Source organism: Pseudoalteromonas sp. MB47 (assembly GCF_011319765.1).
Lineage (GTDB): Bacteria > Pseudomonadota > Gammaproteobacteria > Enterobacterales > Alteromonadaceae > Pseudoalteromonas > Pseudoalteromonas simplex.
In genome coordinates this window covers 40524-65257 of the sequence record NZ_VFBD01000011.1, presented here as the reverse complement: position 1 = coordinate 65257, position 24734 = coordinate 40524, and the positions used below count along the sequence as shown (strand labels likewise).

Below are 24734 nucleotides of genomic sequence, written 5' to 3'. Positions count from 1 at the left end.
ATTTAATTTCATTTAAACCTTTTGAATTCCTCCTTACGTCTAATACACTAAATTCACAACAATAATCATAAAGGACAACATCCAGGATGTTGATAGATGCAGAACAAGCGTTCGCCCAGCAAAGTGAGCATGCCTTGATTGAGCGCGTAAAAAGCGGTGATCAAGCTGCCTATGCAACACTTTATGAGTTGCATGTGAAGCGGGTTTATAGCCTTTGTTTGCGATTACTTGCAGACAAAGAGCACGCCGAAGATGCAACACAAGAAGTGTTTGTACAGTTGTGGCACAAAATTGCTAACTTTGATGGACGCTCACAATTTTCGACTTGGTTACATAGTGTTACCAGCAATATTGCGATTAGCTACATTCGCAAACATAAAAGCTGGTTTCAAAAAGTAGTGAGTTTTGAACAAAGCGGTATGGATGAGCAAAGCGCAGCAGATTGCGACGGCTTTAACGGCCTCGACAAATTAGTACTGAGACTACCTGAGCGAGCACGTATGGTGTTTGTACTCCATGCAATTGAAGGTTATCGCCATGAAGAGATAGCAAGCATGCTTGATATGGCGGTCGGTTCAAGTAAATCGCAATTTCACCGTGCAAGGCAGTTATTAAAAGAGTGGTATGAAAATGAGTAAGCCAGAATTTGAACAATTTTTAAATGACTCGCTTAACCATAAGCAAGATATTAGCCCTGATAAAGATCTTTGGCCCGGTGTTGAGCGAGCAATTGCAACAGGGCAACCAGAGCAAACTGAGAAGCCAAACCATGGCTGGAATAAACTCGCTGCAGTTGCCGCTTGTTGTATTGCCGCACTATTGACCGTACAGCTTTTTGTTGGCCAAGGTGAGCCAAATAGCATGATGGCAATGAGCGATTATTTTACTAAGCAAAAGCAAGGTTTGTTGGTGCAGTATCAAAATCAACCTGCGTTAACCGATAACTGGCAGCAACAACTAAAAGAGTTAGAAGAAGCCGAAAGTGCCATAAAGCAAGCACTTGAGAATGAACCTGAAAACCCAGCTTTATTACAAATGCTGTCACAGGTTTATCAGCAACAACTGGACTTAATTAACAAGGTGCATGCACCGAAGTGGCAAACGATTTAGGAGTGACAATTATGAAATTACTAGCCTTAACTTTAGGATTACTGCCACTGATGGCAATGGCAGGACAAACCATTAATGAACAAATTGATGTACCTGCAAATAAACGCATTTTTATTGAAAACCAACGTGGTGATGTACGCATTGAAGGGTGGGATAAACCACAACTTAAAATCGAAGGTGAGCTTGACGATAAAGCACAAGGCTATCGTTTAGAGGTTGAAGGCAGCCGTGTTGAATTTATCGTAAAAATGCCGCGTAACTTAGGTGGCTGGAATAGTGGTGACGGTTCTCGTTTAACCATTTACATGCCAAAAAGCAGTGAGCTTGAATTTGCTGGGGTGAATGTCACAGTTAGTGCTAAAGAGCTTGAAGCGGGCGCAGAGATTGATACCGTCAACGGTGATATCACAGTGCAAGATATTCGCGGCAACATGAGCTTTGAAACGGTCAATGGCGATGTAAATGCCCACGACTTAAACGGTGATATTCGCTTTGAAACCGTTAATGGTGAAATTAACGATAAAAACTCACAAGGTGCTTTACGCTTTACCGCGGTGAATGGCGACATTAAGTCAAAAACCAAAGCACAAGATGTGCGTCTTGAAAACGTAAACGGTGATATCGACTTTGCTTTTGATGCAATTAAAAAACTGCGCATCAATACTGTAAATGGTGAAGCAGAAGTACACATCAATAAGCTGCTAGCAGATGCCAATATTCGTTTTGAATCAGTCAGTGGTGATGCCGAGTTTTACTTCCCTGCAGATGTATCGGCAACGTTTGAAATTGAAGCTCACGCTAACGGTAAAATTGTTAATGAGCTTAGTGATGACAGAGCAACGAAGGCGAAATACGGCCCATCTAGCGACTTAGAATTTAGTATTAACGGTGGGGATGCTGATATCGAAATGGATACGATTAGCGGACGCATTGAACTTCGTAAACAGAAATAACGATTGCAGTTCACTCAATTACAATAAAGCGGGAAGTTTTCCCGCTTTACTATTTGCACAGCCTTAGCAAGTAGATAGAATAGAGCCATTCAATTTTAGTTTTGTGATGTTATGGCCAAACCAGATAAGCAAGTCGATACGTTAAAAGTCCCTCCCCATTCAATTGAAGCTGAGCAATCTGTTTTAGGTGGTTTAATGCTTGATAATCAAGCGTTTGACCGTGTTGCTGAGTTAGTGGTTGCGCAGGATTTTTATACCCGCACCCATAAGCTCATTTTTGAAGCAATGGTGAATCTTGCTGAAGGGGGTGATCCAATCGATTTGATCACTATTTCTGAGAGCTTAGAGAAAAACAATCAGTTAAGTAGTGTTGGTGGTTTTGCCTACCTTGCTGAAATTGCCAAGAACACGCCAAGTGCGGCGAACATTGATGCTTACGCGAATATCGTACGAGAGCGTGCTGTTATTCGTGAAATGATTGGTGTTGCGAACGAAATTGCAGAAGCTGGTTTTAGCCCCGAGGGGCGAACTAGTCATGACCTGCTTGATTTTGCTGAAAGTAAAGTATTCAAAATTGCTGAGCAGCGTAGTAAAAGCACCGAAGGCCCACAAAACTTACACAGTATCTTAGAAAAAACCGTTGATAAGATTGAAGAGCTTTATCAGTCGCCACAAGATGGTGTGACGGGTGTAAGTACCGGCTATACCGATCTGGATAAAATGACGGCGGGTATGCAGCCTTCTGACCTTATCATTGTGGCGGCACGTCCATCGATGGGTAAAACAACCTTTGCGATGAACTTAGCCGAACACGCCGCTATGACCCAAGACAAGCCTGTACTTATTTACTCATTAGAGATGCCTTCAGAGCAAATCATGATGAGGATGCTAGCATCGCTAGGTCGTATTAACCAAACTAAGGTGCGTACCGGCCAGCTAGATGATGACGATTGGGCGCGCCTGTCGTCAACCATGGGCTTGTTGATGGAAAAAGGTAAGATGTATGTTGATGATGCATCGGGCCTAACACCAACAGATGTGCGTTCACGTGCACGTCGTATTGCCCGTGACCATGGCGGTATTAGTATGATCATGGTCGATTACTTGCAGCTAATGCGTGTGCCAAGCTTGTCGGATAACCGTACCTTAGAGATCGCTGAAATCTCTCGTTCATTAAAAGCACTGGCAAAAGAGCTGCAGTGTCCGGTTATTGCACTATCGCAGCTTAACCGTACCCTAGAGCAACGTGCCGATAAACGCCCGATCAACTCCGACTTACGTGAATCAGGCTCAATCGAGCAGGATGCCGACTTAATCATGTTTATTTACCGTGATGAAGTGTATAACGAAGACAGTGCAGAAAAAGGCGTGGCCGAAATCATCATAGGTAAGCAACGTAACGGCCCAATCGGTAAAGTACGTTTAACCTTCCAAGGTCAATTCTCGCGTTTTGATAACTACGCGGGTCCAGCCATGGACGACGAATACTAATGCGCTTAGCCATTGCCGAAATCAACCTAAAAGCACTTGCTCATAATTTAGCACAAGTGAAGCGCTTTGCGCCTGGTTGCAAAGTAATGGCAGTGCTTAAAGCCAACGCCTATGGCCATGGCTTAGTAAAAATTGCCCAATACCTTAATGATGCGGATGCTTTTGCGGTTGCGCGAATAGACGAAGCGTTAGCGCTACGTGCAGGTGGACTGACAAAACCGATTGTATTGCTTGAAGGTTTTTTTCATAAAGATGATTTACCTATCTTGCTTGCCAATAACTTTCAAACCATTATTCATGATGAAAATCAGCTCGCAACGCTTGAAGAAACAAGCCTTGATGCACCAATTGCATGCTGGTTAAAGGTGAATACTGGGATGCATCGACTGGGTATTGCACCATCGCAATTTGAGTCTTTCTACAGTCGCTTAAAAGCAAGCCAGAATGCCCGTGATGACATTAAGTTAATGACGCATTTCTCGTGCGCCGATGACATCAATGATGAAAAGACCGCTCAGCAAATTGCCTTATTTGATTCACTGGCAGATGGCAAAAGTGAGCAGCATTGCCTTGCAAACTCTGCTGGTATTATTGCTTGGCCAAAAGGTCATGGTGAGTGGGTGCGTCCTGGCTTGATGCTTTATGGCGTATCACCGATGCTTAATGGTGTAGGGCAACAGCACGGATTAGAGCCTGTTATGCGTTTAACAACGCGAGTTATCGCGATACGCGATGTCGATGCCGATCAGTGTGTTGGCTATGGCGGACGCTGGCATAGCGATAAACCGACTAAGCTTGCGGTGGTTGCGATGGGCTATGGGGATGGTTATCCACGCCATGCCGAGCAGGGCACACCTGTGGTTATCAAATCACAACGCTATGGTATTGTTGGCAGTGTGGCGATGGACATGATCACGGTGGATATTGGTGATAACCGCGACAACATAAAAGTGGGTGATGAGGTGATCATGTGGGGGCCAGAGCTTCCCGTTGAAGAGATTGCCCAGTGCGCAACAACTATTCCTTACGAATTACTCTGTAATATCACCCCACGAGTCAGCTACGAGTATCAAGAGTAACTTTGTTACTCTTTAATAAAATATACGTCACTGAAACCCATTCGTGCGAATTCTTGGTCACGAAAGTTACGTACTGCTGCAGAGCCTTTTGAAGTCATTTCGACCTGTTGTTCCATCTTTAAATAATTGCTTAAATCAATGCCTTCAGCCGCTGCGATCGCATGGTACATATCGCGGTATTTATCTTTTGCAAAATTGATTTCGCGAGGCTGGTTTTTAAATTTGTAAGTGATGCGGCGTGCCATAATGAATCCTCAATGTTTATCGGGGCTGATTTTACACTAAAAAATAACCATAGCCATGACTTGTTAGTACAAGCGGGTTACAATGCAATACTTTTTAAAGACTCGGTAACTCATAATGAAACTTTCAGTAGAGATCAGTAAGTACCCACTACATCAAGACTACATTCCGTTTATCAAAGGTTTTATTGACCGTGTAAACAGTTATGAAGGGCTTAAAGTGATCACCAACACCCTATCTACTCAGATTTTTGGTGACTATGATTTAGTGATGTCTGTACTTAATACTGAAATCAAACGTTCTTATGAAGAGTTTGGTAAAGCTATTTTCGTCTGTAAATTCTTACATGGTGACTTGTCGCCTAGCGAAGACTAAAGCCTACAGTAGCGCGTGTTATGGAATTTTTAAACGAAACCTTCTCAGGCTTTACTGCCATGTCGCATTGGGAATATATTGCCGTTGCTTTATCGGTGGCGTATTTGCTGTTAGCGATTAAAGAAAGCTTATGGTGTTGGCCTGCCGCGTTTGTAAGCACCTTTATTTATACCGTAATGTACTGGAATGGCGCACTGTTGATGGAGTCGCTCCTGAATTTTTACTACATGTATATGGCGGTATATGGTTGGGTCGTTTGGCGCAGGGGCGTGGACAATAAAGATCATCTGCCCATTATTTCATGGTCGTTAAAGCGCCATGCGGTGATTTTGCTTGCCACCTCACTGGCCTCAGTTGCCATTGGTTTTGTGATGACCAATTACACTCACGCTGATTTTGCTTATCTAGACAGCTTTACCACCTGTTTTGCGGTGGTGACAACCTACCTTGTTGCCAAGAAGGTGCTGGAAAACTGGTTGTACTGGATTGTAATTGATGCAGCATCTATGTATCTGTACTTTGAAAAAGGGTATTACCCAACCTTAGTACTTTTCGTGTTTTACACCATTATGGCCGCATGGGGCTTTAAAACTTGGTATGAAGAATACGAGCAGCATCAGGCTAAGCCGCTTGCACAGCTATAGATGAAAACTGAGCAACAAATTCACGCGCTTTTTACGCGCTTCAACTCACGTTTAGTTATCACCTCAATCAGTCCACTGGTTGAGGGGTTAAGCAATGATAACTACCTAGTAAAAACAGCAAGCCAAGATTTTTTGGTTAAGCACTATCGCGACCACTGGCCGGCGATTGGTCTTGCAGCGCAAGCGCATTTTGCAAAGCAAAGCTGCTGCCCAGCCCCACTTTGGTTAGAACAAGCAACCGACACGGCTATTTTCGAATACGTGGCAGGTAGTATTGCCAGCGGTGAATTTTGTAGTAGCTTATTGCCCGACTTAGTTAATTTACACCGTTACCCTGTGCTAACCGAGCCGATGAATATTGCTTATGAAATTAACTACTACCAGCAAACAGCGCGATACCAGCAACACGCAGAGCTAATTAAGCAGTCACTGGCTTATATTGATAGTGCACCTAAAGACATGGGCTTTTGTCATAATGATTTAGTGAAAGAAAATATCATTGTGAATGAGACGGGTATGTTTTTAATCGACTTTGAATATGCCAAAAGCAACGATGTTTACTTTGACTTAGCTGCGCTGGTGGTGAGCTTTGCGTTAAATGATGAGCAGCAACTGGCGTTACTTAAACATTACCAAGCGTTAGTGTGCGAACATCACGAGTTTTACTTATCAGTTGAAAAGCTCGCGGCATTTCATGCGCTGTTTTTACTTTTATGTATTTGTTGGTATGAACAACGTGGTGCGATGGATAAAGTGGCGCCACTGCTAACACAGCTTAACCACTTCATAGAAAAAGCTAAAAATTAAAGACCGCCAATTCGCTCAGCAAGTTCTTTATATTTTTTTACATCTTCTTGTTCAAACAAAGGCTCCCCTTTGTCATCTTGTGATTTCGAGATCAGTAAATGTTCGCGAGCAAGGCGCTTTACGCGTTCAACTTTTACACCCAAAAATTCCGCGACTTGCTCTGTAGACATTAAACTCATGATCAAATTCCCCTTACATGGCAATACTGCCACCTTGTTATTAATTTTATTAAGTATACGTTAATACCTTGGTTCTGCACGAAAGTGAAGTGTTTTAATGCAAATTGCTGAATTTGTGTGCATATAAAGGCCTTGATGCTAGCATTTAGCGCAAGATGCCATTATCATTGCCGGGTTGTCATGCTGATATCGCGAGTCAGTATTGATAACGACAAATGTGCTCTCGTGGTGAAATGGATATCACGTGGCCCTCCGGAGGCTAAGTTGCAGGTTCGATCCCTGCCGAGAGCGCCATTTGCTCTTCACTTTAATATCTTCTAAGCTCGATTTATTCCTTCAGCAATCTCAAAAAGCTAATGACTTATCAACCTATCGCCTGTGGCGACTACGATAAATATGAATTATGGTGCATGCATAACTCTTTATTACGCATTACCTTAGAATCTGGTGAGCAGTTAGAAGGAAAAGCTGAGACCCTCAAAATACTCAACTCCGATGGCGAGCACCTGATTTTGGCAACAAAAAAAGGCGAACATGCCATCCGCCTTGATTTAATTAAAAAGGTTGTCGAGCTATAGCCATTTTTTATTTTTAAAGTAAATGCCAATCCCAACGGTTAGCACCACCAAGAAAATAATAAACAAGCTAAATGCGTAAGGGCTTTCAGTGCCCGGAATACCGCCTACGTTTACACCTAATAAGCCTGTTAAGAAGCCAAGTGGTAAAAACAGTGCAGCAACCACCGACATCACATACATGCGCTGATTTAGTTGCTCAGATACTTGGCTAGTAATTGCTTGTTGAATAATTTGCGCGCGTTCAATTGAGCTATCTAGCTCTTCTAAGTAACGGATCAACATATTAGTTGTTTCGTTTAAGCGTGCCTTATCGTCTTCATCTAACCACTTATACTTGTTGTTTAACAAAGTAATAAGTGCTTCTTTTTGTGGCCGTAGATAACGTTTTAACGCGATTGTCTGGCGGCGAATTTGTGCTAATGATTGATGATCAAAGCCTTTGTTTGGTTCATCAATTTCATCTTCAAATCCATCGAGTGTGTCATCTAAATTGTCGATAACAGCTTGCATACGCGAGGTTAGGTTTTGCGCTAATTGGCACACTAACTCAGAAATTGTGCAAGGACCATTGCTGCCATCGAACGATTCAACAATATCTTGCACCGATAATAAACGGCGCTTACGGGTTGTGACCACAATGTTTTCGTTAATAAACAAGCGTAGCGAGACCATGTCTTCTGGACTTTGCGCTGGGTTTAAGTTAACTCCACGTAAAAACAGCATATTACCATTAGTGACTTTACTTAAACGCGGGCGTGTTTCATCGGCAATAAGCGACTCAAGTTCGTAATCAGTTAATAAATTACTTTGCTCAAGCCATTCAACGGCTTCAGCTTGACTGTAGTCCATGTGCACCCAAAGTTTTCCGTGTTCGGGTTGCCAATTTTGCAGCTCAGTACTATTTTCAATAGCACGTGCACCGCCTTGTTCGTCTAAGATTAAGACATGAAGTAACCCATTGATCATATTGAACTCTCGTTTTACAAATAGTGCGATATAGTTGAGTATATACATTAGTATAGTCAAGACTATATTAATGAAATCGATTTATCGAGGGGATAAATATATTTCGTTGGTGTTTCTAGCTCTGTAGCGTATAAGACACTTTTTTATAGAGGGCACATTAATGAGCGCAAAAATTATTGTTGGCTGGCGAGAATGGCTTGGCCTGCCTGAACTGGGAATAGAAAAAATCAAAGCAAAAGTTGATACCGGAGCAAGAACTTCATGTATTCATGCTTTTGACATTGAGGAATTTTCAGAAAATGGCGAAGCATGGGTGAAATTTACTACCCATCCTCTACAAGACGATGTAGAAACAACGGTAGAGTGTCGCGCCAAAGTAGTTGAGCGTAAGTATGTGACCAGTTCAAGCGGTCAGCGTGAGCTACGCTACTTTATTGAAACAAAATTAGTCGCAGGAACCCAAAGCTGGCCTGTAAGGGTGACTTTAAGTAACCGTTCAACAATGAAGTTTAGAATGTTGTTAGGGCGTACAGCAATGGAAAATCGCATAGTCGTTGATCCGGCTTTATCTCATTTATTATAGGAAAAGGACTTATCACACGTTGTTACGTGTATGAGTTTATCAGTTAAGGTTTTTAACTATGAAACTTGGTATTTTATCTCGCAACCAAAATTTATATTCAACACGTCGCTTAATTGAAGCAGCAGAGCAACGTGGTCACGAAGTGAAAGTAATTGATGCACTTCGTTGTTATATGAACATCAATTCAGAGCAGCCTGAAATCCATTACCGCGGTGAAAATTTAAAAGATTTTGACGCTATCGTACCGCGTATTGGTTCATCAGTGACCTTTTATGGCTGTGCGGTATTACGTCAGTTTGAAATGATGGGGGTATTCCCTGTCAATGAATCAGTGGCGATCACTCGCTCGCGCGATAAGTTACGTTCATTACAGCTACTTTCACGTAAAGGTGTGGGTATGCCAGTAACAGGCTTTGCAAGTAAACCTGATGATGTAAAAGATTTATTAAGCATGGTGGGTGGCACACCAGTGGTTATTAAGCTACTTGAAGGTACCCAAGGTATTGGTGTGGTATTAGCTGAAACACGTAAAGCTGCAGAAAGTGTAATTGAAGCGTTTATGGGCTTAAAAGCCAATATTATGGTGCAAGAGTACATCAAAGAAGCGGGCGGTGCGGACATTCGCTGTTTTGTATTAGGCGATAAAGTAATTGCTGCGATGAAGCGTCAAGCGCAAGAAGGTGAATTCCGCTCTAATTTACACCGAGGTGGTAGTGCGACATTGGTTCGTATTACTCCAGAAGAAAGAAAAACAGCGGTTGCAGCTGCTAAAGCGATGGGTTTAAACGTAGCGGGTGTTGATTTACTTCGCTCTGCACGTGGTCCATTGGTAATGGAGGTTAACTCATCACCTGGTCTTGAAGGTATTGAAGTTGCAACCGGCAAAGACATTGCAGGCATGATTGTTGAGTTTATTGAAAAAACAGCGGCATCAAAAAGAACTGCAACGCGTGGTAAAGGTTAAGCCTTTACCCATAATTATGTATACCCAAACCACCTCAAGGTGCGAGTTTCAGTTGGAATTAAAAGCGATTTAGGCAAGGCATTGATTGCAAGTAATAGTGGTTCTATTGTTAAAATCAATAACGCAGTATAAATCGCTTTTAAACCAACCCTTAGGGCGCTTCACAGGCACTTACTCTCATCGTTGTTACTTCTTAAAAGGGACTGCCATTGTTGCAAAGTAACGCCTTGATATTAAGCACCTGTGAAACGCTGAATTCTGCACCTTGAGGAGGTTTGGGTATTAGCGCTCTATTAAAAGGAAAAGTGCGTGGCTAAGGTTAAGAAAAATACACCGTTTTCAATTTTAGGCGATACGGTTGGTGTTGGCGAACGTAAAACATTTGCGATTGAAGCTGCCAAGCTTTACACCCACTCGCCGTTAAATATTCCAATTGAAGTCGTCAATGGTGTGCAGCAAGGGCCTGTATTAATGGTATGTGCTGCAATTCACGGGGATGAGCTCAATGGTGTTGAGGTTGTTAGGCAGTTGCTTGCTAAAATCGATCCAGAGCAATTGCGCGGTACTATTATTGCGGTACCGATTGTGAATGTGTTTGGTTTTATTCACAAGTCACGCTATTTACCAGACCGCCGTGACATGAACCGCAGTTTTCCGGGCTCAACACGAGGCTCGTTAGCAGGGCGAATGGCGAATGCGTTTTTTACTCAGGTGGCAATGCATTGTACGCATATTATTGATTTGCACACAGGTGCAATTCACCGAACTAACTTGCCACAAATTCGTGCCAATTTGAGCGACCCTGCAACGGCGGCTATGGCAAAAGCGTTTGGTACTCCAGCGGTGATTGACGCGTCACTTCGTAATGGCTCATTGCGCAGTGAAGCGGCCAATTTAGGAATACCCGTTATTACCTATGAAGCCGGCGAAGCGCTACGCTTTGACCCAATAGCCATTGCAGCTGGTGTGCAAGGTGTTGACTATGTCATGCGCCATTTAAAAATGGTGCGTGGCAAGCGTGCTAAAAAGCTACCAGAGCCGATTATTGCAAGCTCGACGAGTTGGGTACGCGCTGAAGTTGACGGTATTGTTCGTGCACAAGTATCACTCGGTGAGCGAGTAATGAAAGGGCAGGTTCTAGCTTATATTAGTAGCCCTCTTGGTGATGCTGAGCTTGAGTTACTAGCGCCACGCAGCGGTATTGTCATTGGTCAGCAAACAATGCCGCTGGTAAACGAGGGGGATGCCGTATTCCATCTTGCTTACTTTGCTCACGCAAACAGCCTAGTTGAACAACAGCTCGAAAACTTTATTGATGAAATAAGTGATATTGAAGACGAGTTAAAAACCGCAGAATTAAATAACTAATACCCTATTCTGTAATTCAAAAAGCCAAACTACCTGTTTGGCTTTTTTGTATCCGCCTGTCCCCATCTAATACTTGACCTTAGAGCAAGTACAAGTTTTATAGTTTTTTTACTTACTTGTCGTAAGAATGACTAAAGGATCAAAGATGAAAATTTTTCTATTTTATACAGGCTTATGCACGCTTGCTATTTCACTTACGCACGGCTTTTTTACTGAGCAAAGTGTTGTTCACATTGTGTTATTTCACCCTCTAGTCATTTTATTTAGTTTTATATTAATCGCCTATGGAAGCAGAAAAAAAACACCTCTTTAGCAAGCATCTCGTTAACTTAAAGTCGTTACTTTTTTGGACCTAAAATACGTTTTATGGTTGGCGCTTTGGTTGCCGTAGGTGGGTTTTTTAGGACCATCACAGGGCGGGTAACAAAGATGTTGTTTGGGTAAATCACTTTGTGACCATCAACGTGTTCAAGTACCACGTTCATTAGTCCCATTTCGATAATGCGGCCTTCTAAGAAGTTTGCACCGTCAATTACTCTCACCCAAAAGCCAACGCGGCAGTCGTTTTGAATAAACATCAACAAGAAGGCTGTTAGGTTACTTAGTAACGACCAGGCTGCAAAAAGCGCGACACCTAGCATGGCAAAAATGGATGAGCCAAGTACTAGTAAGCCGCGTAGCTCTATACCCCAAAAAACCAATACTAAACACAGCATGACAATGGCAAGAATGATATTGAGCAACAGCTCAGCACGGTATTCACGATGCGGATCAGCTTTGCCTTTAATTGCTTTTAACAGCAGTTTTTTGGTGGTTTTACGAAGCAGCGGGTAAAGCAAAACTGCGATGACAGTCACGATTAAATGATATTGCTCGTTAAAGAATTCGACGAAGTCCAAAAGGGTTCCTAAATTAATATTTTACGTTTCGATTTTAGCTTTTTAGCTAAACAATAACACTACTTTAAAAGGTATTTTTAACCGTTACTAGCCACTGCACAGAGTCGATATCATCATCTTGCTTGTTAATTGGTGCGGCAATATCTAGGTGAATTACCGTACCGGCATTGGCACGGCTTGGCGCTAAGCGAAGGCCCACTCCCACATTTTGCAGCACGTTACCGTTATCGCCATTATCTTTGTTGTTATACCAAGCTCTACCAATATCATAAAACGCGGCACCACCCACTTTAAACAATTGCAGTAAGTCATATTCCCAGTAGTAGCGCTTCTCTAAAGTCACTAAAAAGCTGCGGTCGCCAACTTGGTAGTCAAGCGGGTATCCACGCAGGCCATTCTCCCCACCAATCGTGAGTTGCTTATCAGCTGTGAGATTTTCTGCATATTGTAGGCGGGCTTTGGCATACCAGCTTTGTCTTAGTGTGGTATTGAGGTAATACTGTAACTGCGTGCTGGCAAACAGGTTTTCTACGTCATCGGTTTCTTCATTCCAGTAGCCATCAAGGTCTGCTTTAAAGCGCCACAATTGGTTGTCTCCAGAGTAATGCGCCTTTGATAAAGATAACGAATAAATAGTACGGCTGGCATCGTCGCTAAAGTCTTTACTCGAATAACCGAGTAAGGCGTGGATATTCCAACCGAGGTTTAAATCTTCTGTTCGGTAGATGCTATCGAAATTTCTTACCTTAACGTAATGATCTTCAAACCACTGTGCACTAACATAGGGGTAGTTGAGCGTTCGGTCTTCAGCAATAGGTAAATTTGTTAATGATATGGCCTTGAAAGTATCCTTACGATTTTCTACCCCGAGTTTGATACGCTGAGTCCAGCTATTGCCAAGTTGTGATGAGTGACCAAAGTAAGCACGGTTTAATATGGTCTTTTGCTCAAATTCGCTAACTACATCACCACGGTAGTAAAGAGATTCTCTGCGCTGGTCAGAGTAACTTGTAACACCGTAACTGTAGGGCGTATCAATCGAGAAAAACGGGTAGCTGACATCGAGGTAATGACGTTTACCGTCATCGTTGTCTGAGTATTCTAAACGGCCTTGATAACGGCTAGAGAATATATGTGGATCGTCATACACAAATAGGTAACCTGTGCGATCAGCATCACGGGTGCGGCTAAATGACACTCGTTTACCCCAGCCTAAAAAGTTTGACTCGCGAAAGCCAATACTCGACTCATTCTCACCGCCGCTACGGCTAAAGCTTATTTCTGGTAATAAAGTCCACAGATCGCGCGTAATTACTTTTACATGGACGTTGCCATCACAATCGAGCTTTGCGTTGATACGTGCATCATATAAATAGCCTTGTTTACGCAGTAACCGCTCTGACTCTAGTAATTTACGTGGATTGTAAACATCACCTTCTTCGAACAATAAAACGCTGTGTATTACTTCTGGCTCAGTCGTCATGTGAGCGCGATTGGCAAACCGGAATAAAAAGTTATTTTCTTCTTCTAGTTCAGTGTTAAAGACATTCAGCTGTTCAAGTTCAATAGAGACTATTTTACGGTTATTAGCAGTATCGGGGAGGGGGTTGTCTGTATCGAGTTGGCGGCGTAAGTTATTATCTTGCGATTTAAGCGTGCGCTGGTTTTGACAATAATTATTATCGTCAGTGAATTGCTGTTCTGCATGAACATTGGCTGCTATGCAGATTGGTAATAGTGTTATTAGCCTAGCAACAAAGTGCGACTGCTTAAATCCCATTTACACCCTTAGTTGAGTATGTCCTGTGCAACTACTACATACTAAGCGTGGAAAAAAGTCTAGCTTATTATTGTAATTGCATGACTAAATATTGATAAAGTTGCGGTAAAACTGCACTTGCCTCAATGCCTTCAGCATTAATCCAAATACTTTCACTGTAATGTTCAAAGTTTAGATTAAAACTATGATCTGTAAAGTGAAAGCGTAATTGATGACGATCAGCGCCAGCATCAAAGTCGGCGGTTGTTATTGCTGGAGCGTGTAAGAAAAGGGTTGCCCAAAGTTCAAAGTCTTCGTCGTGTGGAAGCTCACTTGACGTTATGAGAATGATTTCATGCTCAGCATCATAGCTTAGTTCAGTCATAGCAGTCCTAATTAGCGGCAAGATAGTCGCGAATGGTATTTAAAAACGGTTCGCCGTACTTATTGAGCTTAGTGAAACCAACACCTGATACCTTCAAAAACTCACTGTCATTGGTTGGCATGAGCTGCGCCATTTCAGCGAGAGTTTTATCATTGAATACCACATAAGGTGGTACGTCATCAGCATCTGCCAACTCTTTACGTAAGGCACGTAATTTTGCAAACAGCTTTTTATCGTAATTAAACTGAGCAAGTTTATCTTGGTAAACGTGCTTAGCTTGTAGGCGAGGTTCAGCAAGTTGCAGTGCATACTCACTTTTAAGCACCGCACGGGCGGCTTCGGTTAAGCGTAATGAAGAGCCTTGGGTAATATCTTGGCTTAATAACCCTTGATGGATAAGCTGCCTTAAAATACTTAGCCAGAACTCCACACTATGCTCTTTTCCTATGCCATAGGTGCTTAGCTGGTGGTGATTGTTATCACGAATACGGCTAGTGTTTGCGCCGCGCAGTAACTCAACAATATAGCCAATACCAAAACGTTGTTCTGCACGATACACACACGAGAGAGCTTGTTGTGCGACAAGTGTGCCATCAAAGCTAGTCGGTGGGTTTAAGCAAATATCACAGTTACCACAGGTTTCGCGCTTATATTCACTAAAGTAATTTAGCAAAATTTGTCTGCGGCATGTTTGTGCTTCGGCAAAGCTGGCCATAGCATTAAAGCGTTGCTCTTCAACACGACGCCGTTGCTCGTCTTCAATATCTTCAAAAAAGCGGCGTACGCGACCAATATCGGCCGGATCAAAATACATTATCGCTTCTGCAGCCAGACCATCACGACCTGCACGACCGGTCTCTTGGTAGTAAGCCTCAATGCTTTTTGGAATATCGTAATGCACCACAAAACGTACGTTTGGTTTATTAATCCCCATGCCAAAGGCAACGGTCGCAACCACAATTTGAATATCGTCACGGGCAAAGCCCGATTGCACAAATTGGCGTTGTTCATTGCTCATACCTGCATGGTAGGCGGCGGCATTAAACCCTGCGTCAGCAAGTTTTTCGGCTACATCATCAACCCGTTTGCGGCTGGTGCAATAAATAATGCCGCTTTGATTTTGCTGCTCTTTTAAATATCGAAGCAGTTGTACCATAGGTTTGAATTTTTCTTCTATGGTGTAACGAATGTTAGGTCTATCGAAGCTACCAGTGTGCACGTAAGGGTGGTTAAGCTGAAGCTGTTCAATAATATCGTAACGAGTTGCTTTATCTGCCGTTGCTGTAAGGGCCATCATGGGCACGTGCATAAAGCGTTGCTTTAACTCGTTGAGCCGACAGTAATGCGGCCTAAAGTCATGCCCCCAATGCGAGACACAGTGAGCTTCATCAATAGCAAAAAGTGCGAGTTTAAGATGACTCAAGCGCTCTAAAAATTCGTGTTGTAATACTTTTTCTGGTGCAACATATAACAGCTTAATTTGGCCGTAGTGTAATTGTTGATAGACAGCTTGTTGCTCTTCAAAAGGCAGGCTGTTATTGATGTAGGCCGCTTGCACGCCGAGGGCTCTTAGTTGGGCAACTTGGTCTTGCATCAAGGATATAAGCGGCGAGATAACCACAGTAACACCATCGAGGATCAAAGCGGGTACTTGATAGCATAATGATTTGCCTCCACCCGTTGGTAGAAGTACAAGCGAGTCTTGGCCGTCTAGCGCTGCGGCTATAATCGCTTCTTGGCCATCACGAAAGTCCTTGTAACCAAACACTTGTTTGAGTACGGCTTGTGGTGATCGAACGGGTGTGTTGGACATTGCGGTATTGGTATTCATCGCCGAGCATTTTAGTGGTTTTTTATAGCGATGTCTTTAGCAATATACCCAAACTACCTCAAAATGCAGAATTCAGCGCTTCACAGGAGCTTAATATCACGGCGTTACTTTGCAACAATGGCAGTCCCTTTTAAGAAGTAAATACATGGGCTTATTTAGCGTGTTTTGGTTGCGTCACTGTTTAGGGGGCGTAAAATAGCGCTTTTAAACTATAAAGCCAAACTTATGCCTACCAACATTGAGCAGCGAAAAGGTGTCATTTTCGCTTGTTTAGCCTTTTTTATGTGGGGTCTTGCACCCATTTATTTTAAATTTCTTCAGCAGGTTTCTGCTTTTGAGATCTTAATGCACCGTGTTATTTGGTCGGTGTTATTTTTACTTCTTATTATTGCAGCTCGTCATCAATGGCAGCGTATTCGAATTGTGCTTGGGCAACCTAAATTACTTTTGATGTTGGTAATAACAGCAAGTTTACTTGGCTTTAACTGGGGGTTATTTATTTGGGCGGTGAACAATAATCACATGCTCGATGCTAGTTTAGGTTATTACATCAACCCACTACTAAATGTGTTGCTTGGTATGTTGTTTTTAGGTGAGCGGCTGCGTAAATGGCAAGGCGTTGCTGTAGGCCTCGCGCTTTGTGGTGTGCTGCTTCAATTAGTGAGCTTTGGATCATTTCCTGTGGTTGCTTTTTCGCTAGCTGGCTCGTTTGCTATTTATGGTCTTTTACGCAAAAAGCTGCCGATTGAATCATTACCAGGATTATTGCTCGAAGCACTTATTTTATTACCTGTTGCACTTATTTACTGGTGGTTTATGGCGCCTTCGCCAAGCTCTGATTTAACTGCAAATGATTGGCATATTAACGTGTTACTGATAAGTGCAGGAGTGGTGACAACTTTACCACTGTTGTGTTTTACCGGTGCAGCAAAACGCCTTCAGTACAGCACATTAGGCTTTTTTCAGTACATTGGTCCAAGTTTAATGTTTATGCTTGCCGTGGCTTTTTATGGTGAGGTATTTGATGCTGAGCGTGTGGTGACCTTTGCCTGTATTTGGAGCGCTTTGGCGTTATTCAGTTGGGATTCGTACCGCCAAAGTCGTAAGCAACGCAAAGCGAAATTAGAGGCAGTGACTAAGCCTGTATAGGCTTAGCTTATTAGTTTGTTGCGCCCAGACTCTTTTGCTTGATAAAGCTTTAGATCGGCCTGTTTTATTAGTTCATCTAAACTATAAATAGGCCCATTATGAAAACCAATCGACAGCGTAAACTTGATACGGTCTTTGCTAAATTCAGGGCTGTGCTTTTCAACAAATAAGCGGAATTTTTCTAAACGCTGTAACGATTCATGTCGGTCTTGATCAGCAAAATATACTGCAAACTCTTCACCACCAAAGCGGCCAACTAAATTATTTTTAAAATACTTTGCCATACATTGCGATAGGCCCTTAAGCACTTCATCACCGGCATCATGACCATAGTTATCATTTATTGATTTAAAGTGGTCAATATCGATCATAGCTAAAGAGACAGAGTTTTCTGCCAGTTTTGCAGCTTTGAGGTGGCTGTTTGCTTCACCAAAGAAATAGCGGCGATTAGGCAGCTTAGTGAGGTAATCAGTGTTTGCTTGTAAACGAATCGTTTTAATGTTTTCAAGCATGTCGACGTTTTGACTTAGCCGGCAATAGAATTCTTCATTATTAAATGGCTTGCGAAGGTAATCGTCTGCACCAGATTTTAAAAAGCGCGTTGATAAGTGCAGAGTATCGAGTGCAGAAATGCCGATTATGGCTTTTTCATCATTGGAATATAAACGACGAATTTCAACACAAAGCTCATCCCCATTCATGTTTGGCATTTCGTTATCGGTAATGATCACCGATATTTTTGGGTTTTCAGCCAGTACTTTTAAAGCGTCGACACCATCAACAGCTTCAATGGTTTGGTATTTGTGACGAGTTAATAAGTTACAAATGTGGTGGCGAGTTGCCGCTGAATCATCAACGACAAGAACTTGCACTTGTTCATTTCGAGGCAAGCGAGCGAGTTGTTTTTCAAGATACTGATAAGCTTGTTTATTTTCTTTAGTAATGTAGTCAATTATTGGGTGCTTTTCGACAATATTACGCGTTGTCTCATCTAGGTTTCCCGTCATGACAATTGTGGGAATATCAGAGGCGATAGTAAAAGGAATTGCTTCGCCTTTTGGTGCATCAGGTAGAATAAAGTCTACTACCGAACAAAAATAAGAGTGCTCTTCAACTAACTTTTTTGCTTCAGCCAACGAGCCTGCAATATCGGCTTCATAACCAACTTTTTGCGCGATATGCTTTTGCACTCGCGCAATCGTTGGCGTATCTTCAATTATTAATATTCTTCTAGTCACGGTTTGCCTTGTTATAACTTTTTGGCGAAGCAATAGTTACTACAAGTTTTAACCTTAAAAGCCTAAAAAAGCAAATCGTTATAAGCTGTCTGACTCAGAATAATATTCAACGCTTTGTGTTGTTGGGTTTGCAATACGGGAACGTCCAAACAATGTATGAAATTTCGTTTTGCAAGTGGTTTGCTTTAGGTATTTGACCCAAGCACGTTCAATTGCATTGGTCGCGTCAAGATTGCCGGTGACAACTTGTACAAATTGAGTTTGAAATTCATTTTGTGGTTCTAGGGTTTTGTTGTATAAACCCTTTAGAACAACACCATGCTGCTCGAGAATGTCGGCTTCTAGCAAAGTGAAGTGACCACTACGACCAAAACCGCGTGGGAAATTTTGATCATCATAGAATTGACGTTGGCTTGCAAATGCCTGACGAAGTGATGAAATGTCATTGCTCATGGCTTTATCCTCATGCCCTAATTTCTTGCTGGAGTATGGATCAAGTTGTCGATTTTATTAAACAAATTATTTTTATCGTAAGGGTAAAAAATGGATATCGATTTATTGAAGACTTTTGTTGAAGTGGTCCGTACGCGCCATTTCGGTAAGGCAGCTGAAAATTTATATATTACACAGTCTGCGGTGAGTTTTCGGATCCGACAATTAGAGCAAGGTTTAGGCGTTAACTTATTTATTCGCCAACGTAACAACATACAGTTAACGGCGCCTGGTGAGCGATTACTGCCACATGCACAAATGATCATTACGGGTATGCAGCGCGCAAAAGTTGATGTGGCACTTGCAGATAATATGCATAAGCAAATTAGCTTAGCAGGAACACCTAATATTTGGGATGCATTTTTACAGTTTGGTATTACTAATATTGTTTCTGCTATGCCGGGTGTGTCGTTAGTTGCTGAAGTCAAAGCACAACAAGAGAGTACTCGCTTATTACTGGAACGTACTCTAGATTTAGCTGTGTTGTTCGATCCCCCAAAAGTAGATGAACTAGTTGTACAGCGAATTTGTGAGTTACCTATTATTCCTGTGAGTGCTTTTGAAACAGCAAATAGTGAAAACTTTTTCGATAACCAATATGTCTATGTTGATTGGGGTACCACCTTTTCTTTATGGCATGCTCGTGAGTTTAACGGCCACGCCCCTCCATATTTTAGAACCAGTACGGGCCGTATTGCGCTTGATTTAATTTTGAAGTGCGGCGGCAGTGCCTTTATTCCTCAGTTATTAGTTGAAGAGCAGCTTAAATCTGGTGAGCTTTATCATGTTGAAGATGTTGCGCATACATCGCGTGATGTGTTTGTTGCTTACCACAGAGACAACGAGCAAACCCCTCTGTTAGAGAAGTTAGTCACTTTATTAACTGAGCTACAAATAAAAGCTTAAAATTAATTTAATTTAGCTTTCATAAAAATTTAATTTTACAACAGTGAGTTACGTTTTTATTTCAAAATTAATTACATTTTATGAAGCTAAATTGACGCTTTTATTTCAACTGTCATCTTTCTGTCATTTTTTACTGTCACACTGCGCGCATTGAAACACAACATGTGTTTTTTGTTGCGATTATTGAGGAAACGACATGAAATTTGCAAAGTCTAGCTTATTCCTAGCTTTATTTGGTGGTTTATCTTTTTCTGCACTAGCTGATGTAGATGTATATGGTAAAGCAAACGTGACTGTTCAATCATCAGATGATGGCGAAGGGTCTTTCACTGAAATTAAAAGCAATAACTCACGTTTTGGCTTAAAAGGTTCAGAAAAAATTTCTGAAGGCTTAGAAGCGGTTTATAAATTTGAGTTTGGTGTAGACGTATCTGACGCTGATTCAAAAGGCGACAATGACGATAACATCACTGCGCGTAATCAATACGTGGGTGTGAAAGGTAGCTTTGGTCAAGTTGTTATCGGTCGTAACGATACAGCAATGAAGCAGTCTCAAGGTAAAGTTGATTTATTCAATGACCTTGAAGGTGATATCAAAAACGCATTTAAAGGTGAAAACCGTTTAGGCGACACTATTTCTTATGCTTCTAAAGACTTCAGTGGCTTCAAAGTATTAGCAACTTATGTAGCTGAAGATGATGTAGATGCTGATAACGGGTACTCGGTAGCGTTAACTTACGGCGATGCAAAACTTAAAGAAAGCAAACTTTATGCATCAGTTGCAGCTGACAGCGAAGTAAAAGGTTACGACATTGTTCGTGCAACAGTACAAGGTAAACTAGGTGACTTCAAACTAGGTGCTATGTACCAAACACAAGAAAAAGTGGATGGTAGCGCAGAAGCTGATGGCTACTTAGTAAATGCTGCTTACCAAATGAATAGCAACACATTCAAAGTACAGTACCAAGTAATTGACTTTGATGAAGGCGATAAGAAAACAGCTATTTCTGCAGGTGTTGATCACAAGCTAAACAAAAACACCAAAGTATTTGGTTTCTACTCAACGTTTGATACAGACAATCAAGTTGACCAAGATTACCTAGGTGTTGGTATTGAATACAAATTCTAAGTGAACACTCCCTTACTTGTGAGCCCAGCTAATTAGCTGGGCTTTTTTTGTTGAACAACAAAATTATACTGAAGTTAGCTTTAAGCTTGTGCGTAGTTTGATTTGCCTGCAAGCCAGCGTTGAATCAATTTATCGGTAAGTTCTGGGTAGTCATTCAATATTTTGAAAGCGATGGGTCTGACATGATTAAGTGTTTGTTTATCGCGGTTTAGGTCGGCGATTTTGAATTCAGCTAAGCCTGTTTGTTTGGTGCCAAGTACTTCACCTGGGCCACGGATTTCGAGATCTCGCTCAGCAATCACAAAGCCATCATTACTTTCACGCAGCACACCTAAGCGCTTTTGCGCTGTAGCTGATAATGGCGCGTGATAAAGTAAAACACAGTGTGATGCCGTTGCCCCACGACCAACACGGCCGCGTAGCTGGTGGAGTTGCGCAAGCCCTAACCGTTCAGGGTTTTCAATAATAATAAGGCTCGCATTAGGCACATCAACACCCACTTCAATCACGGTTGTGGCAACCAGTACATGAATAATACCTGCCTTAAACTCACTCATAATGGCTTGCTTTTCGGCGGCTTTCATCCGGCCATGCACCAAGCCAACGTTTAGCTCTGGCAGTGCTGCTTTTAATTGCTCGGCGCTATCCTCGGCGGCTTGGCATTGCAGCACTTCAGATTCATCAATCAGGGTGCAAACCCAATACACTTGACGACCTTGCTCTGAGCATGCTGTTCTCACACGTTGAATAATTTCGTCTCGGCGTGCATCAGGAATCGCCACCGTTGTAATAGGCGTTCTACCGGGTGGTAACTCATCAATCACTGAGGTTTCTAAATCAGCGTAGGCTGTCATTGCTAAGGTTCGCGGGATAGGGGTTGCAGTCATCACTAATTGGTGTGGGTAGCAATCACCAAAGCGGCCTTTTTCACGCAGTGATAAACGCTGATGAACACCAAAGCGGTGTTGCTCATCTATGATAATCAAAACGAGATTATTAAACTCAACCTGTTCTTGGAATAATGCATGGGTGCCAACAATCATTTGTGCTTCGCCAGAGGCGATTTTTTCCAAAGTCGCTGCACGCTCTTTACCTTTACTTTTGCCACCTAACCAGGCAACTTCAACACCGAGTTGATTAAACCATTGGCTAAAGTTGATGCCATGTTGCTCTGATAAAATCTCTGTTGGTGCCATTAAAGCGACTTGGTAGCCTTCGCTTATCGCTGTGAGCGCACTGAGCGCTGCGACTAAGGTTTTACCAGAGCCGACATCGCCTTGTACTAGGCGCATCATCGGAAACGGGTGTTGTAAGTCACCTTTGATTTCTGCCACCACACGACTTTGTGCGTTGGTTGGGCTAAAGGCTAAATTAGCTAAAAACTGTTGCTCAAGTTGGTTATGCGGCTTTAAAGCAACCGCTTTTACCGTTTGCCCTTTTTGGCGTAGCTTTAAAAGGCTTAAGTTTTGCGCAAGCAACTCTTCAAACACTAGCCGTTGCTGAGCAGGATGCATACCCTGTTCAAGAGCAGTTAAATCAACATCGTTTTGTGGGCGATGTAAGGTCATGAGCGCATCGGCTAAACGCATTCCGGTTGGCTGAAACTGTTCTGGCAGTAACTCTTCGACAGGGTATTTAGTTAATAGTGCAAGTGCTTGATCGCTTAGTGCACGAATGGATAACTGTTTTAGCCCTTCGGTAACAGGATAAACCGGCGTAAGCGTGGTGTTCGTTGGTTGCTCAGAAAGGGTATCCGATAAGCTGTATTCCGGATGTGTCATTTCAAAGCCAACACGACCACGGCGGATCTCACCAAAGCAACGAATGATTTTACCTGCACTTAAGGCATTTTTTTGAGCCGCGCTAAAGTTAAAAAACCTGAGCGTTAAACGGCCCGTGCCATCATTTACTTGGCAAACCAGCATGCGCCTTTTTCCAAAAGTAATTTGGCTGGTTTCAATGGTGGCTTCAACACTAACATGGCTATGCGGTTGGAGTTCGCAAATTGGGTGAATGCGGGTGCGGTCTTCATAGCGATGAGGCAAATGAAACAGCATGTCTTGTACCGTATGAATATTTAGCTTAGCAAGGCGCTCGGCCATTTTTGGGCCGACGCCTTTTAATTCTGTAATTGGGTATAACGCTAAGCTAGGATGACTCAAAGGTGACTCAAATTATTAATTAGTAGACTGTTTTTCAGTTTACTTGCACTCGTTAGTGGCTTCAAGCGGTTGCGTGTGTTTTAAAATGTTCCAGAACGTTTCATCAGCAACAATTTCACCATTTTCATCCAGCTCAGGGTACGGCAGCTCTTTTTCGCGGCATTGTTCAGCAATGATAGGGTGACAGCCTTCAAACAAAATACGATGCTTAACTTTCGCATCAAGCATATCGCGGTTATAAAGACTTGCTTCTTCACGTTGGCGCTGTGCTTCAAATAAAATAAGTGCCGCTGCAACAGATACATTAAGAGATTGCACCATTCCTTGCATTGGGATGATGATGTTTTTATCAGCATGAGCGAGGGCACGCGGCGAAATACCATCTCGTTCTTGACCAACAATAACAGCTGTCGGTTTGGTGTAATCAATTTCACGAAAGTCGACTGCGTCGTCGCTGAGGTGAGTTGCTAAAATTTGTACATCAGGATTTTGCGCACGCATCATGGCTACGGCTTCATCGATATTGCGATGCAAGTGAGTTTCGAGCCAGTTTTTACTACCACCTGAAGTATTGTTAGTTAACCATTTTTGATTCTCTGGCCATACAGCATGAACATGATGGCAGCCTGTCGCGTCAGCTGTGCGGGCAATGGCCGATAAATTATGATGCTTATGTACCTCTTCTAAACAAACCGTTAGGTCCGTTTGGCGGCGATCTAATACGCGCTTAACACGCTCAAAGCGAGTTGTATCCATAGTTGTGTGCTCGTTGACGGATTCTAATTGGCGCTGATTATACCCTAGGGAACAACAGCACGGCTAATTGGGTTTTGTAATGAGATCAGCGTTTCTGTTGATTGAATAGCTTCGATGGCTTGTATTTTGTTAATTAACACATCTTGTAGATGATCAATTGAGCGTGCCATCACTTTGATAAATATACTGTAATTACCCGTGGTGTAATAGGCTTCTACGACTTCTTCTAGCTCTTTTAAATGCAGTAACGTTTGTGGGTAATCACGGGCATTGTTGAGGTTAATACCAATAAAACAGCAAACATCGTAACCAAGCTGTTTGGCATCAATACTGACTTGGGTGCCTGTAATAATTCCCGCTTGTTTCATCTTTTCGACTCGAACATGAATAGTTCCGGCACTTACTGCAAAGCGTTTAGCAAGTTCTGCATACGCTGTTCGCGCATTTTCCATTAACGCATTAAGGATGTTTTTATCGAGATTATCGATTTGATAATTTTCCATGGTATTTATTAGTGTTAATTATTGAATCAGTAAAATTTATAGCATTATTTTTATGAAAATTTCAATGTTAAGTTCTTTTTATTGCGGGTTATTGAAAATTATCTTTGTTTAGTTGAGGATTGTTTTAACAGGAGGGGCCAAGCAGCGGGCTTCTCTAATCAAGCAAGTAACAATAACTGGGAATG

Annotated in this window: 27 protein-coding genes and 1 tRNA gene; 16 read left to right on the top strand and 12 right to left on the bottom strand. The window is 42.3% G+C overall.

Annotated elements, in window-relative coordinates:
• Positions 1 to 86 precede the first annotated feature (86 nt).
• The 5 genes from IMPJCBKJ_RS07050 to alr all read left to right on the top strand — a co-directional run bounded on the left by IMPJCBKJ_RS07050 (position 87) and on the right by alr (position 4633).
• A complete protein-coding gene (locus IMPJCBKJ_RS07050; RefSeq protein WP_054554197.1) occupies positions 87 to 638 on the top strand; it encodes an RNA polymerase sigma factor in 552 nt (183 codons plus the stop codon).
• A complete protein-coding gene (locus tag IMPJCBKJ_RS07045) occupies positions 625 to 1110 on the top strand; it encodes a hypothetical protein (RefSeq protein ID WP_082389308.1) in 486 nt (161 codons plus the stop codon). Before IMPJCBKJ_RS07050 ends, IMPJCBKJ_RS07045 begins: the two co-directional genes overlap by 14 nt.
• An 11-nt stretch (positions 1111 to 1121) precedes the next feature.
• Entirely contained in the window at positions 1122 to 2063 is a 942-nt protein-coding gene (locus tag IMPJCBKJ_RS07040; protein WP_054554198.1) for a DUF4097 family beta strand repeat-containing protein, read from the top strand.
• A 111-nt stretch (positions 2064 to 2174) separates the two neighbouring features.
• Positions 2175 to 3554: a replicative DNA helicase gene (dnaB, locus tag IMPJCBKJ_RS07035; protein ID WP_054554199.1), complete on the top strand. Its 1380-nt coding sequence runs from the start codon at positions 2175 to 2177 to the stop codon at positions 3552 to 3554.
• The gene (alr, locus tag IMPJCBKJ_RS07030) at positions 3554 to 4633 is read left to right on the top strand and encodes an alanine racemase (RefSeq protein WP_166339565.1); all 1080 of its coding nucleotides are present in this window, start codon (positions 3554 to 3556) and stop codon (positions 4631 to 4633) included. The genes dnaB and alr overlap by 1 nt, the downstream gene beginning before the upstream one ends.
• Positions 4634 to 4638: 5 nt before the next feature.
• On the opposite strand, the gene IMPJCBKJ_RS07025 is transcribed toward alr, so the two are convergent.
• Positions 4639 to 4878 (bottom strand): DUF2960 domain-containing protein, encoded by a 240-nt coding sequence (locus tag IMPJCBKJ_RS07025; RefSeq protein WP_166339563.1) that lies wholly within the window; start codon positions 4876 to 4878, stop codon positions 4639 to 4641.
• A 115-nt stretch (positions 4879 to 4993) separates the two neighbouring features.
• On the opposite strand from IMPJCBKJ_RS07025, the gene IMPJCBKJ_RS07020 reads away from it, so the two are divergent.
• Genes IMPJCBKJ_RS07020 through IMPJCBKJ_RS07010 form a run of 3 tightly spaced genes read left to right on the top strand, consistent with a single transcriptional unit; the run spans position 4994 to position 6702 of the window.
• Entirely contained in the window at positions 4994 to 5251 is a 258-nt protein-coding gene (locus tag IMPJCBKJ_RS07020) for a YkoF family thiamine/hydroxymethylpyrimidine-binding protein (protein ID WP_054563401.1), read from the top strand.
• Between the two features lie 20 nt (positions 5252 to 5271).
• On the top strand, positions 5272 to 5895 hold the full coding sequence (gene pnuC / locus IMPJCBKJ_RS07015) for a nicotinamide riboside transporter PnuC (RefSeq protein ID WP_054554203.1): 624 nt from the start codon (positions 5272 to 5274) through the stop codon (positions 5893 to 5895).
• A complete protein-coding gene (locus IMPJCBKJ_RS07010; RefSeq protein ID WP_138601286.1) occupies positions 5896 to 6702 on the top strand; it encodes a phosphotransferase in 807 nt (268 codons plus the stop codon).
• Here IMPJCBKJ_RS07010 and IMPJCBKJ_RS07005 read toward each other — a convergent pair.
• The gene (locus IMPJCBKJ_RS07005) at positions 6699 to 6881 is read right to left on the bottom strand and encodes a hypothetical protein (RefSeq protein ID WP_054554205.1); all 183 of its coding nucleotides are present in this window, start codon (positions 6879 to 6881) and stop codon (positions 6699 to 6701) included. The two genes, IMPJCBKJ_RS07010 and IMPJCBKJ_RS07005, sit on opposite strands and share 4 nt — an antisense overlap.
• A 219-nt stretch (positions 6882 to 7100) precedes the next feature.
• On the opposite strand from IMPJCBKJ_RS07005, the gene IMPJCBKJ_RS07000 reads away from it, so the two are divergent.
• Positions 7101 to 7175: transfer RNA gene (locus tag IMPJCBKJ_RS07000), tRNA-Arg, on the top strand.
• Between the two features lie 62 nt (positions 7176 to 7237).
• Positions 7238 to 7459 (top strand): Rho-binding antiterminator, encoded by a 222-nt coding sequence (locus tag IMPJCBKJ_RS06995; RefSeq protein WP_138601139.1) that lies wholly within the window; start codon positions 7238 to 7240, stop codon positions 7457 to 7459.
• Here IMPJCBKJ_RS06995 and zntB read toward each other — a convergent pair.
• Positions 7454 to 8425, bottom strand: coding sequence for a zinc transporter ZntB (gene zntB / locus IMPJCBKJ_RS06990; protein WP_054554207.1), 972 nt, complete (start codon positions 8423 to 8425; stop codon positions 7454 to 7456). The two genes, IMPJCBKJ_RS06995 and zntB, sit on opposite strands and share 6 nt — an antisense overlap.
• A 160-nt stretch (positions 8426 to 8585) precedes the next feature.
• On the opposite strand from zntB, the gene IMPJCBKJ_RS06985 reads away from it, so the two are divergent.
• The 3 genes from IMPJCBKJ_RS06985 to IMPJCBKJ_RS06975 all read left to right on the top strand — a co-directional run bounded on the left by IMPJCBKJ_RS06985 (position 8586) and on the right by IMPJCBKJ_RS06975 (position 11340).
• Positions 8586 to 9008, top strand: coding sequence for an ATP-dependent zinc protease (locus tag IMPJCBKJ_RS06985; RefSeq protein WP_054554208.1), 423 nt, complete (start codon positions 8586 to 8588; stop codon positions 9006 to 9008).
• A gap of 58 nt (positions 9009 to 9066) precedes the next feature.
• Positions 9067 to 9972, top strand: a complete 906-nt coding sequence (gene rimK / locus IMPJCBKJ_RS06980; RefSeq protein ID WP_062567363.1) for a 30S ribosomal protein S6--L-glutamate ligase — start codon at positions 9067 to 9069, stop codon at positions 9970 to 9972.
• Positions 9973 to 10281: 309 nt separating this feature from the next.
• Positions 10282 to 11340 (top strand): succinylglutamate desuccinylase/aspartoacylase family protein, encoded by a 1059-nt coding sequence (locus tag IMPJCBKJ_RS06975; protein ID WP_138601134.1) that lies wholly within the window; start codon positions 10282 to 10284, stop codon positions 11338 to 11340.
• Positions 11341 to 11678: 338 nt separating this feature from the next.
• On the opposite strand, the gene IMPJCBKJ_RS06970 is transcribed toward IMPJCBKJ_RS06975, so the two are convergent.
• The 4 genes from IMPJCBKJ_RS06970 to recQ all read right to left on the bottom strand — a co-directional run bounded on the left by IMPJCBKJ_RS06970 (position 11679) and on the right by recQ (position 16214).
• Positions 11679 to 12239, bottom strand: a complete 561-nt coding sequence (locus tag IMPJCBKJ_RS06970; protein WP_095209703.1) for a mechanosensitive ion channel domain-containing protein — start codon at positions 12237 to 12239, stop codon at positions 11679 to 11681.
• Positions 12240 to 12303: 64 nt separating this feature from the next.
• A complete protein-coding gene (locus IMPJCBKJ_RS06965; RefSeq protein WP_166339561.1) occupies positions 12304 to 14019 on the bottom strand; it encodes a BamA/TamA family outer membrane protein in 1716 nt (571 codons plus the stop codon).
• A gap of 67 nt (positions 14020 to 14086) precedes the next feature.
• Positions 14087 to 14383: a DUF3630 family protein gene (locus tag IMPJCBKJ_RS06960; protein ID WP_138601126.1), complete on the bottom strand. Its 297-nt coding sequence runs from the start codon at positions 14381 to 14383 to the stop codon at positions 14087 to 14089.
• A 7-nt stretch (positions 14384 to 14390) separates the two neighbouring features.
• Positions 14391 to 16214, bottom strand: coding sequence for a DNA helicase RecQ (gene recQ / locus IMPJCBKJ_RS06955; protein ID WP_138601124.1), 1824 nt, complete (start codon positions 16212 to 16214; stop codon positions 14391 to 14393).
• 225 nt (positions 16215 to 16439) lie between these two features.
• On the opposite strand from recQ, the gene rarD reads away from it, so the two are divergent.
• On the top strand, positions 16440 to 17363 hold the full coding sequence (gene rarD / locus IMPJCBKJ_RS06950) for an EamA family transporter RarD (protein ID WP_054554213.1): 924 nt from the start codon (positions 16440 to 16442) through the stop codon (positions 17361 to 17363).
• A gap of 2 nt (positions 17364 to 17365) precedes the next feature.
• Here the strand turns inward: rarD and IMPJCBKJ_RS06945 are convergent, their stop codons facing one another.
• Together IMPJCBKJ_RS06945 and IMPJCBKJ_RS06940 are read right to left on the bottom strand one after the other, a co-directional pair.
• Entirely contained in the window at positions 17366 to 18601 is a 1236-nt protein-coding gene (locus IMPJCBKJ_RS06945; RefSeq protein ID WP_054554214.1) for a response regulator, read from the bottom strand.
• A gap of 78 nt (positions 18602 to 18679) precedes the next feature.
• Positions 18680 to 19054, bottom strand: coding sequence for a DUF413 domain-containing protein (locus tag IMPJCBKJ_RS06940; protein ID WP_138616409.1), 375 nt, complete (start codon positions 19052 to 19054; stop codon positions 18680 to 18682).
• Between the two features lie 90 nt (positions 19055 to 19144).
• On the opposite strand from IMPJCBKJ_RS06940, the gene IMPJCBKJ_RS06935 reads away from it, so the two are divergent.
• Both IMPJCBKJ_RS06935 and IMPJCBKJ_RS06930 read left to right on the top strand, forming a co-directional pair.
• Complete coding sequence (locus IMPJCBKJ_RS06935) at positions 19145 to 19999, top strand: LysR family transcriptional regulator (RefSeq protein ID WP_054554216.1); 855 nt, start codon at positions 19145 to 19147, stop codon at positions 19997 to 19999.
• Positions 20000 to 20195: 196 nt separating this feature from the next.
• The gene (locus IMPJCBKJ_RS06930) at positions 20196 to 21128 is read left to right on the top strand and encodes a porin (protein ID WP_054554217.1); all 933 of its coding nucleotides are present in this window, start codon (positions 20196 to 20198) and stop codon (positions 21126 to 21128) included.
• A gap of 80 nt (positions 21129 to 21208) precedes the next feature.
• Here the strand turns inward: IMPJCBKJ_RS06930 and recG are convergent, their stop codons facing one another.
• From recG to asnC, 3 genes are read right to left on the bottom strand one after another with little or no spacing between them, the layout of a single operon-like run.
• Entirely contained in the window at positions 21209 to 23290 is a 2082-nt protein-coding gene (gene recG / locus IMPJCBKJ_RS06925; RefSeq protein WP_166339524.1) for an ATP-dependent DNA helicase RecG, read from the bottom strand.
• Positions 23291 to 23329: 39 nt separating this feature from the next.
• Positions 23330 to 24046 carry a tRNA (guanosine(18)-2'-O)-methyltransferase TrmH gene (gene trmH / locus IMPJCBKJ_RS06920; protein ID WP_166339522.1) on the bottom strand — a complete coding sequence of 239 codons (717 nt, stop codon included), beginning with the start codon at positions 24044 to 24046 and terminating at the stop codon, positions 23330 to 23332.
• Between the two features lie 44 nt (positions 24047 to 24090).
• A complete protein-coding gene (gene asnC, locus IMPJCBKJ_RS06915; protein ID WP_054554220.1) occupies positions 24091 to 24549 on the bottom strand; it encodes a transcriptional regulator AsnC in 459 nt (152 codons plus the stop codon).
• Positions 24550 to 24734: the final 185 nt, after the last annotated feature.

Bases quoted from the DNA above. Each gene is read 5' to 3' on its own strand.
- IMPJCBKJ_RS07050 (WP_054554197.1), top strand. From the start codon at position 87: ATGTTGATAGATGCAGAACAAGCGTTCGCCCAGCAAAGTGAGCATGCC.
- IMPJCBKJ_RS07045 (WP_082389308.1), top strand. From the start codon at position 625: ATGAAAATGAGTAAGCCAGAATTTGAACAATTTTTAAATGACTCGCTT.
- IMPJCBKJ_RS07040 (WP_054554198.1), top strand. From the start codon at position 1,122: ATGAAATTACTAGCCTTAACTTTAGGATTACTGCCACTGATGGCAATG.
- dnaB (WP_054554199.1), top strand. From the start codon at position 2,175: ATGGCCAAACCAGATAAGCAAGTCGATACGTTAAAAGTCCCTCCCCAT.
- alr (WP_166339565.1), top strand. From the start codon at position 3,554: ATGCGCTTAGCCATTGCCGAAATCAACCTAAAAGCACTTGCTCATAAT.
- IMPJCBKJ_RS07025 (WP_166339563.1), bottom strand. From the start codon at position 4,878: ATGGCACGCCGCATCACTTACAAATTTAAAAACCAGCCTCGCGAAATC.
- IMPJCBKJ_RS07020 (WP_054563401.1), top strand. From the start codon at position 4,994: ATGAAACTTTCAGTAGAGATCAGTAAGTACCCACTACATCAAGACTAC.
- pnuC (WP_054554203.1), top strand. From the start codon at position 5,272: ATGGAATTTTTAAACGAAACCTTCTCAGGCTTTACTGCCATGTCGCAT.
- IMPJCBKJ_RS07010 (WP_138601286.1), top strand. From the start codon at position 5,896: ATGAAAACTGAGCAACAAATTCACGCGCTTTTTACGCGCTTCAACTCA.
- IMPJCBKJ_RS07005 (WP_054554205.1), bottom strand. From the start codon at position 6,881: ATGAGTTTAATGTCTACAGAGCAAGTCGCGGAATTTTTGGGTGTAAAA.
- IMPJCBKJ_RS06995 (WP_138601139.1), top strand. From the start codon at position 7,238: ATGACTTATCAACCTATCGCCTGTGGCGACTACGATAAATATGAATTA.
- zntB (WP_054554207.1), bottom strand. From the start codon at position 8,425: ATGATCAATGGGTTACTTCATGTCTTAATCTTAGACGAACAAGGCGGT.
- IMPJCBKJ_RS06985 (WP_054554208.1), top strand. From the start codon at position 8,586: ATGAGCGCAAAAATTATTGTTGGCTGGCGAGAATGGCTTGGCCTGCCT.
- rimK (WP_062567363.1), top strand. From the start codon at position 9,067: ATGAAACTTGGTATTTTATCTCGCAACCAAAATTTATATTCAACACGT.
- IMPJCBKJ_RS06965 (WP_166339561.1), bottom strand. From the start codon at position 14,019: ATGGGATTTAAGCAGTCGCACTTTGTTGCTAGGCTAATAACACTATTA.
- IMPJCBKJ_RS06960 (WP_138601126.1), bottom strand. From the start codon at position 14,383: ATGACTGAACTAAGCTATGATGCTGAGCATGAAATCATTCTCATAACG.
- recQ (WP_138601124.1), bottom strand. From the start codon at position 16,214: ATGAATACCAATACCGCAATGTCCAACACACCCGTTCGATCACCACAA.
- rarD (WP_054554213.1), top strand. From the start codon at position 16,440: ATGCCTACCAACATTGAGCAGCGAAAAGGTGTCATTTTCGCTTGTTTA.
- IMPJCBKJ_RS06940 (WP_138616409.1), bottom strand. From the start codon at position 19,054: ATGAGCAATGACATTTCATCACTTCGTCAGGCATTTGCAAGCCAACGT.
- IMPJCBKJ_RS06935 (WP_054554216.1), top strand. From the start codon at position 19,145: ATGGATATCGATTTATTGAAGACTTTTGTTGAAGTGGTCCGTACGCGC.
- IMPJCBKJ_RS06930 (WP_054554217.1), top strand. From the start codon at position 20,196: ATGAAATTTGCAAAGTCTAGCTTATTCCTAGCTTTATTTGGTGGTTTA.
- trmH (WP_166339522.1), bottom strand. From the start codon at position 24,046: ATGGATACAACTCGCTTTGAGCGTGTTAAGCGCGTATTAGATCGCCGC.
- asnC (WP_054554220.1), bottom strand. From the start codon at position 24,549: ATGGAAAATTATCAAATCGATAATCTCGATAAAAACATCCTTAATGCG.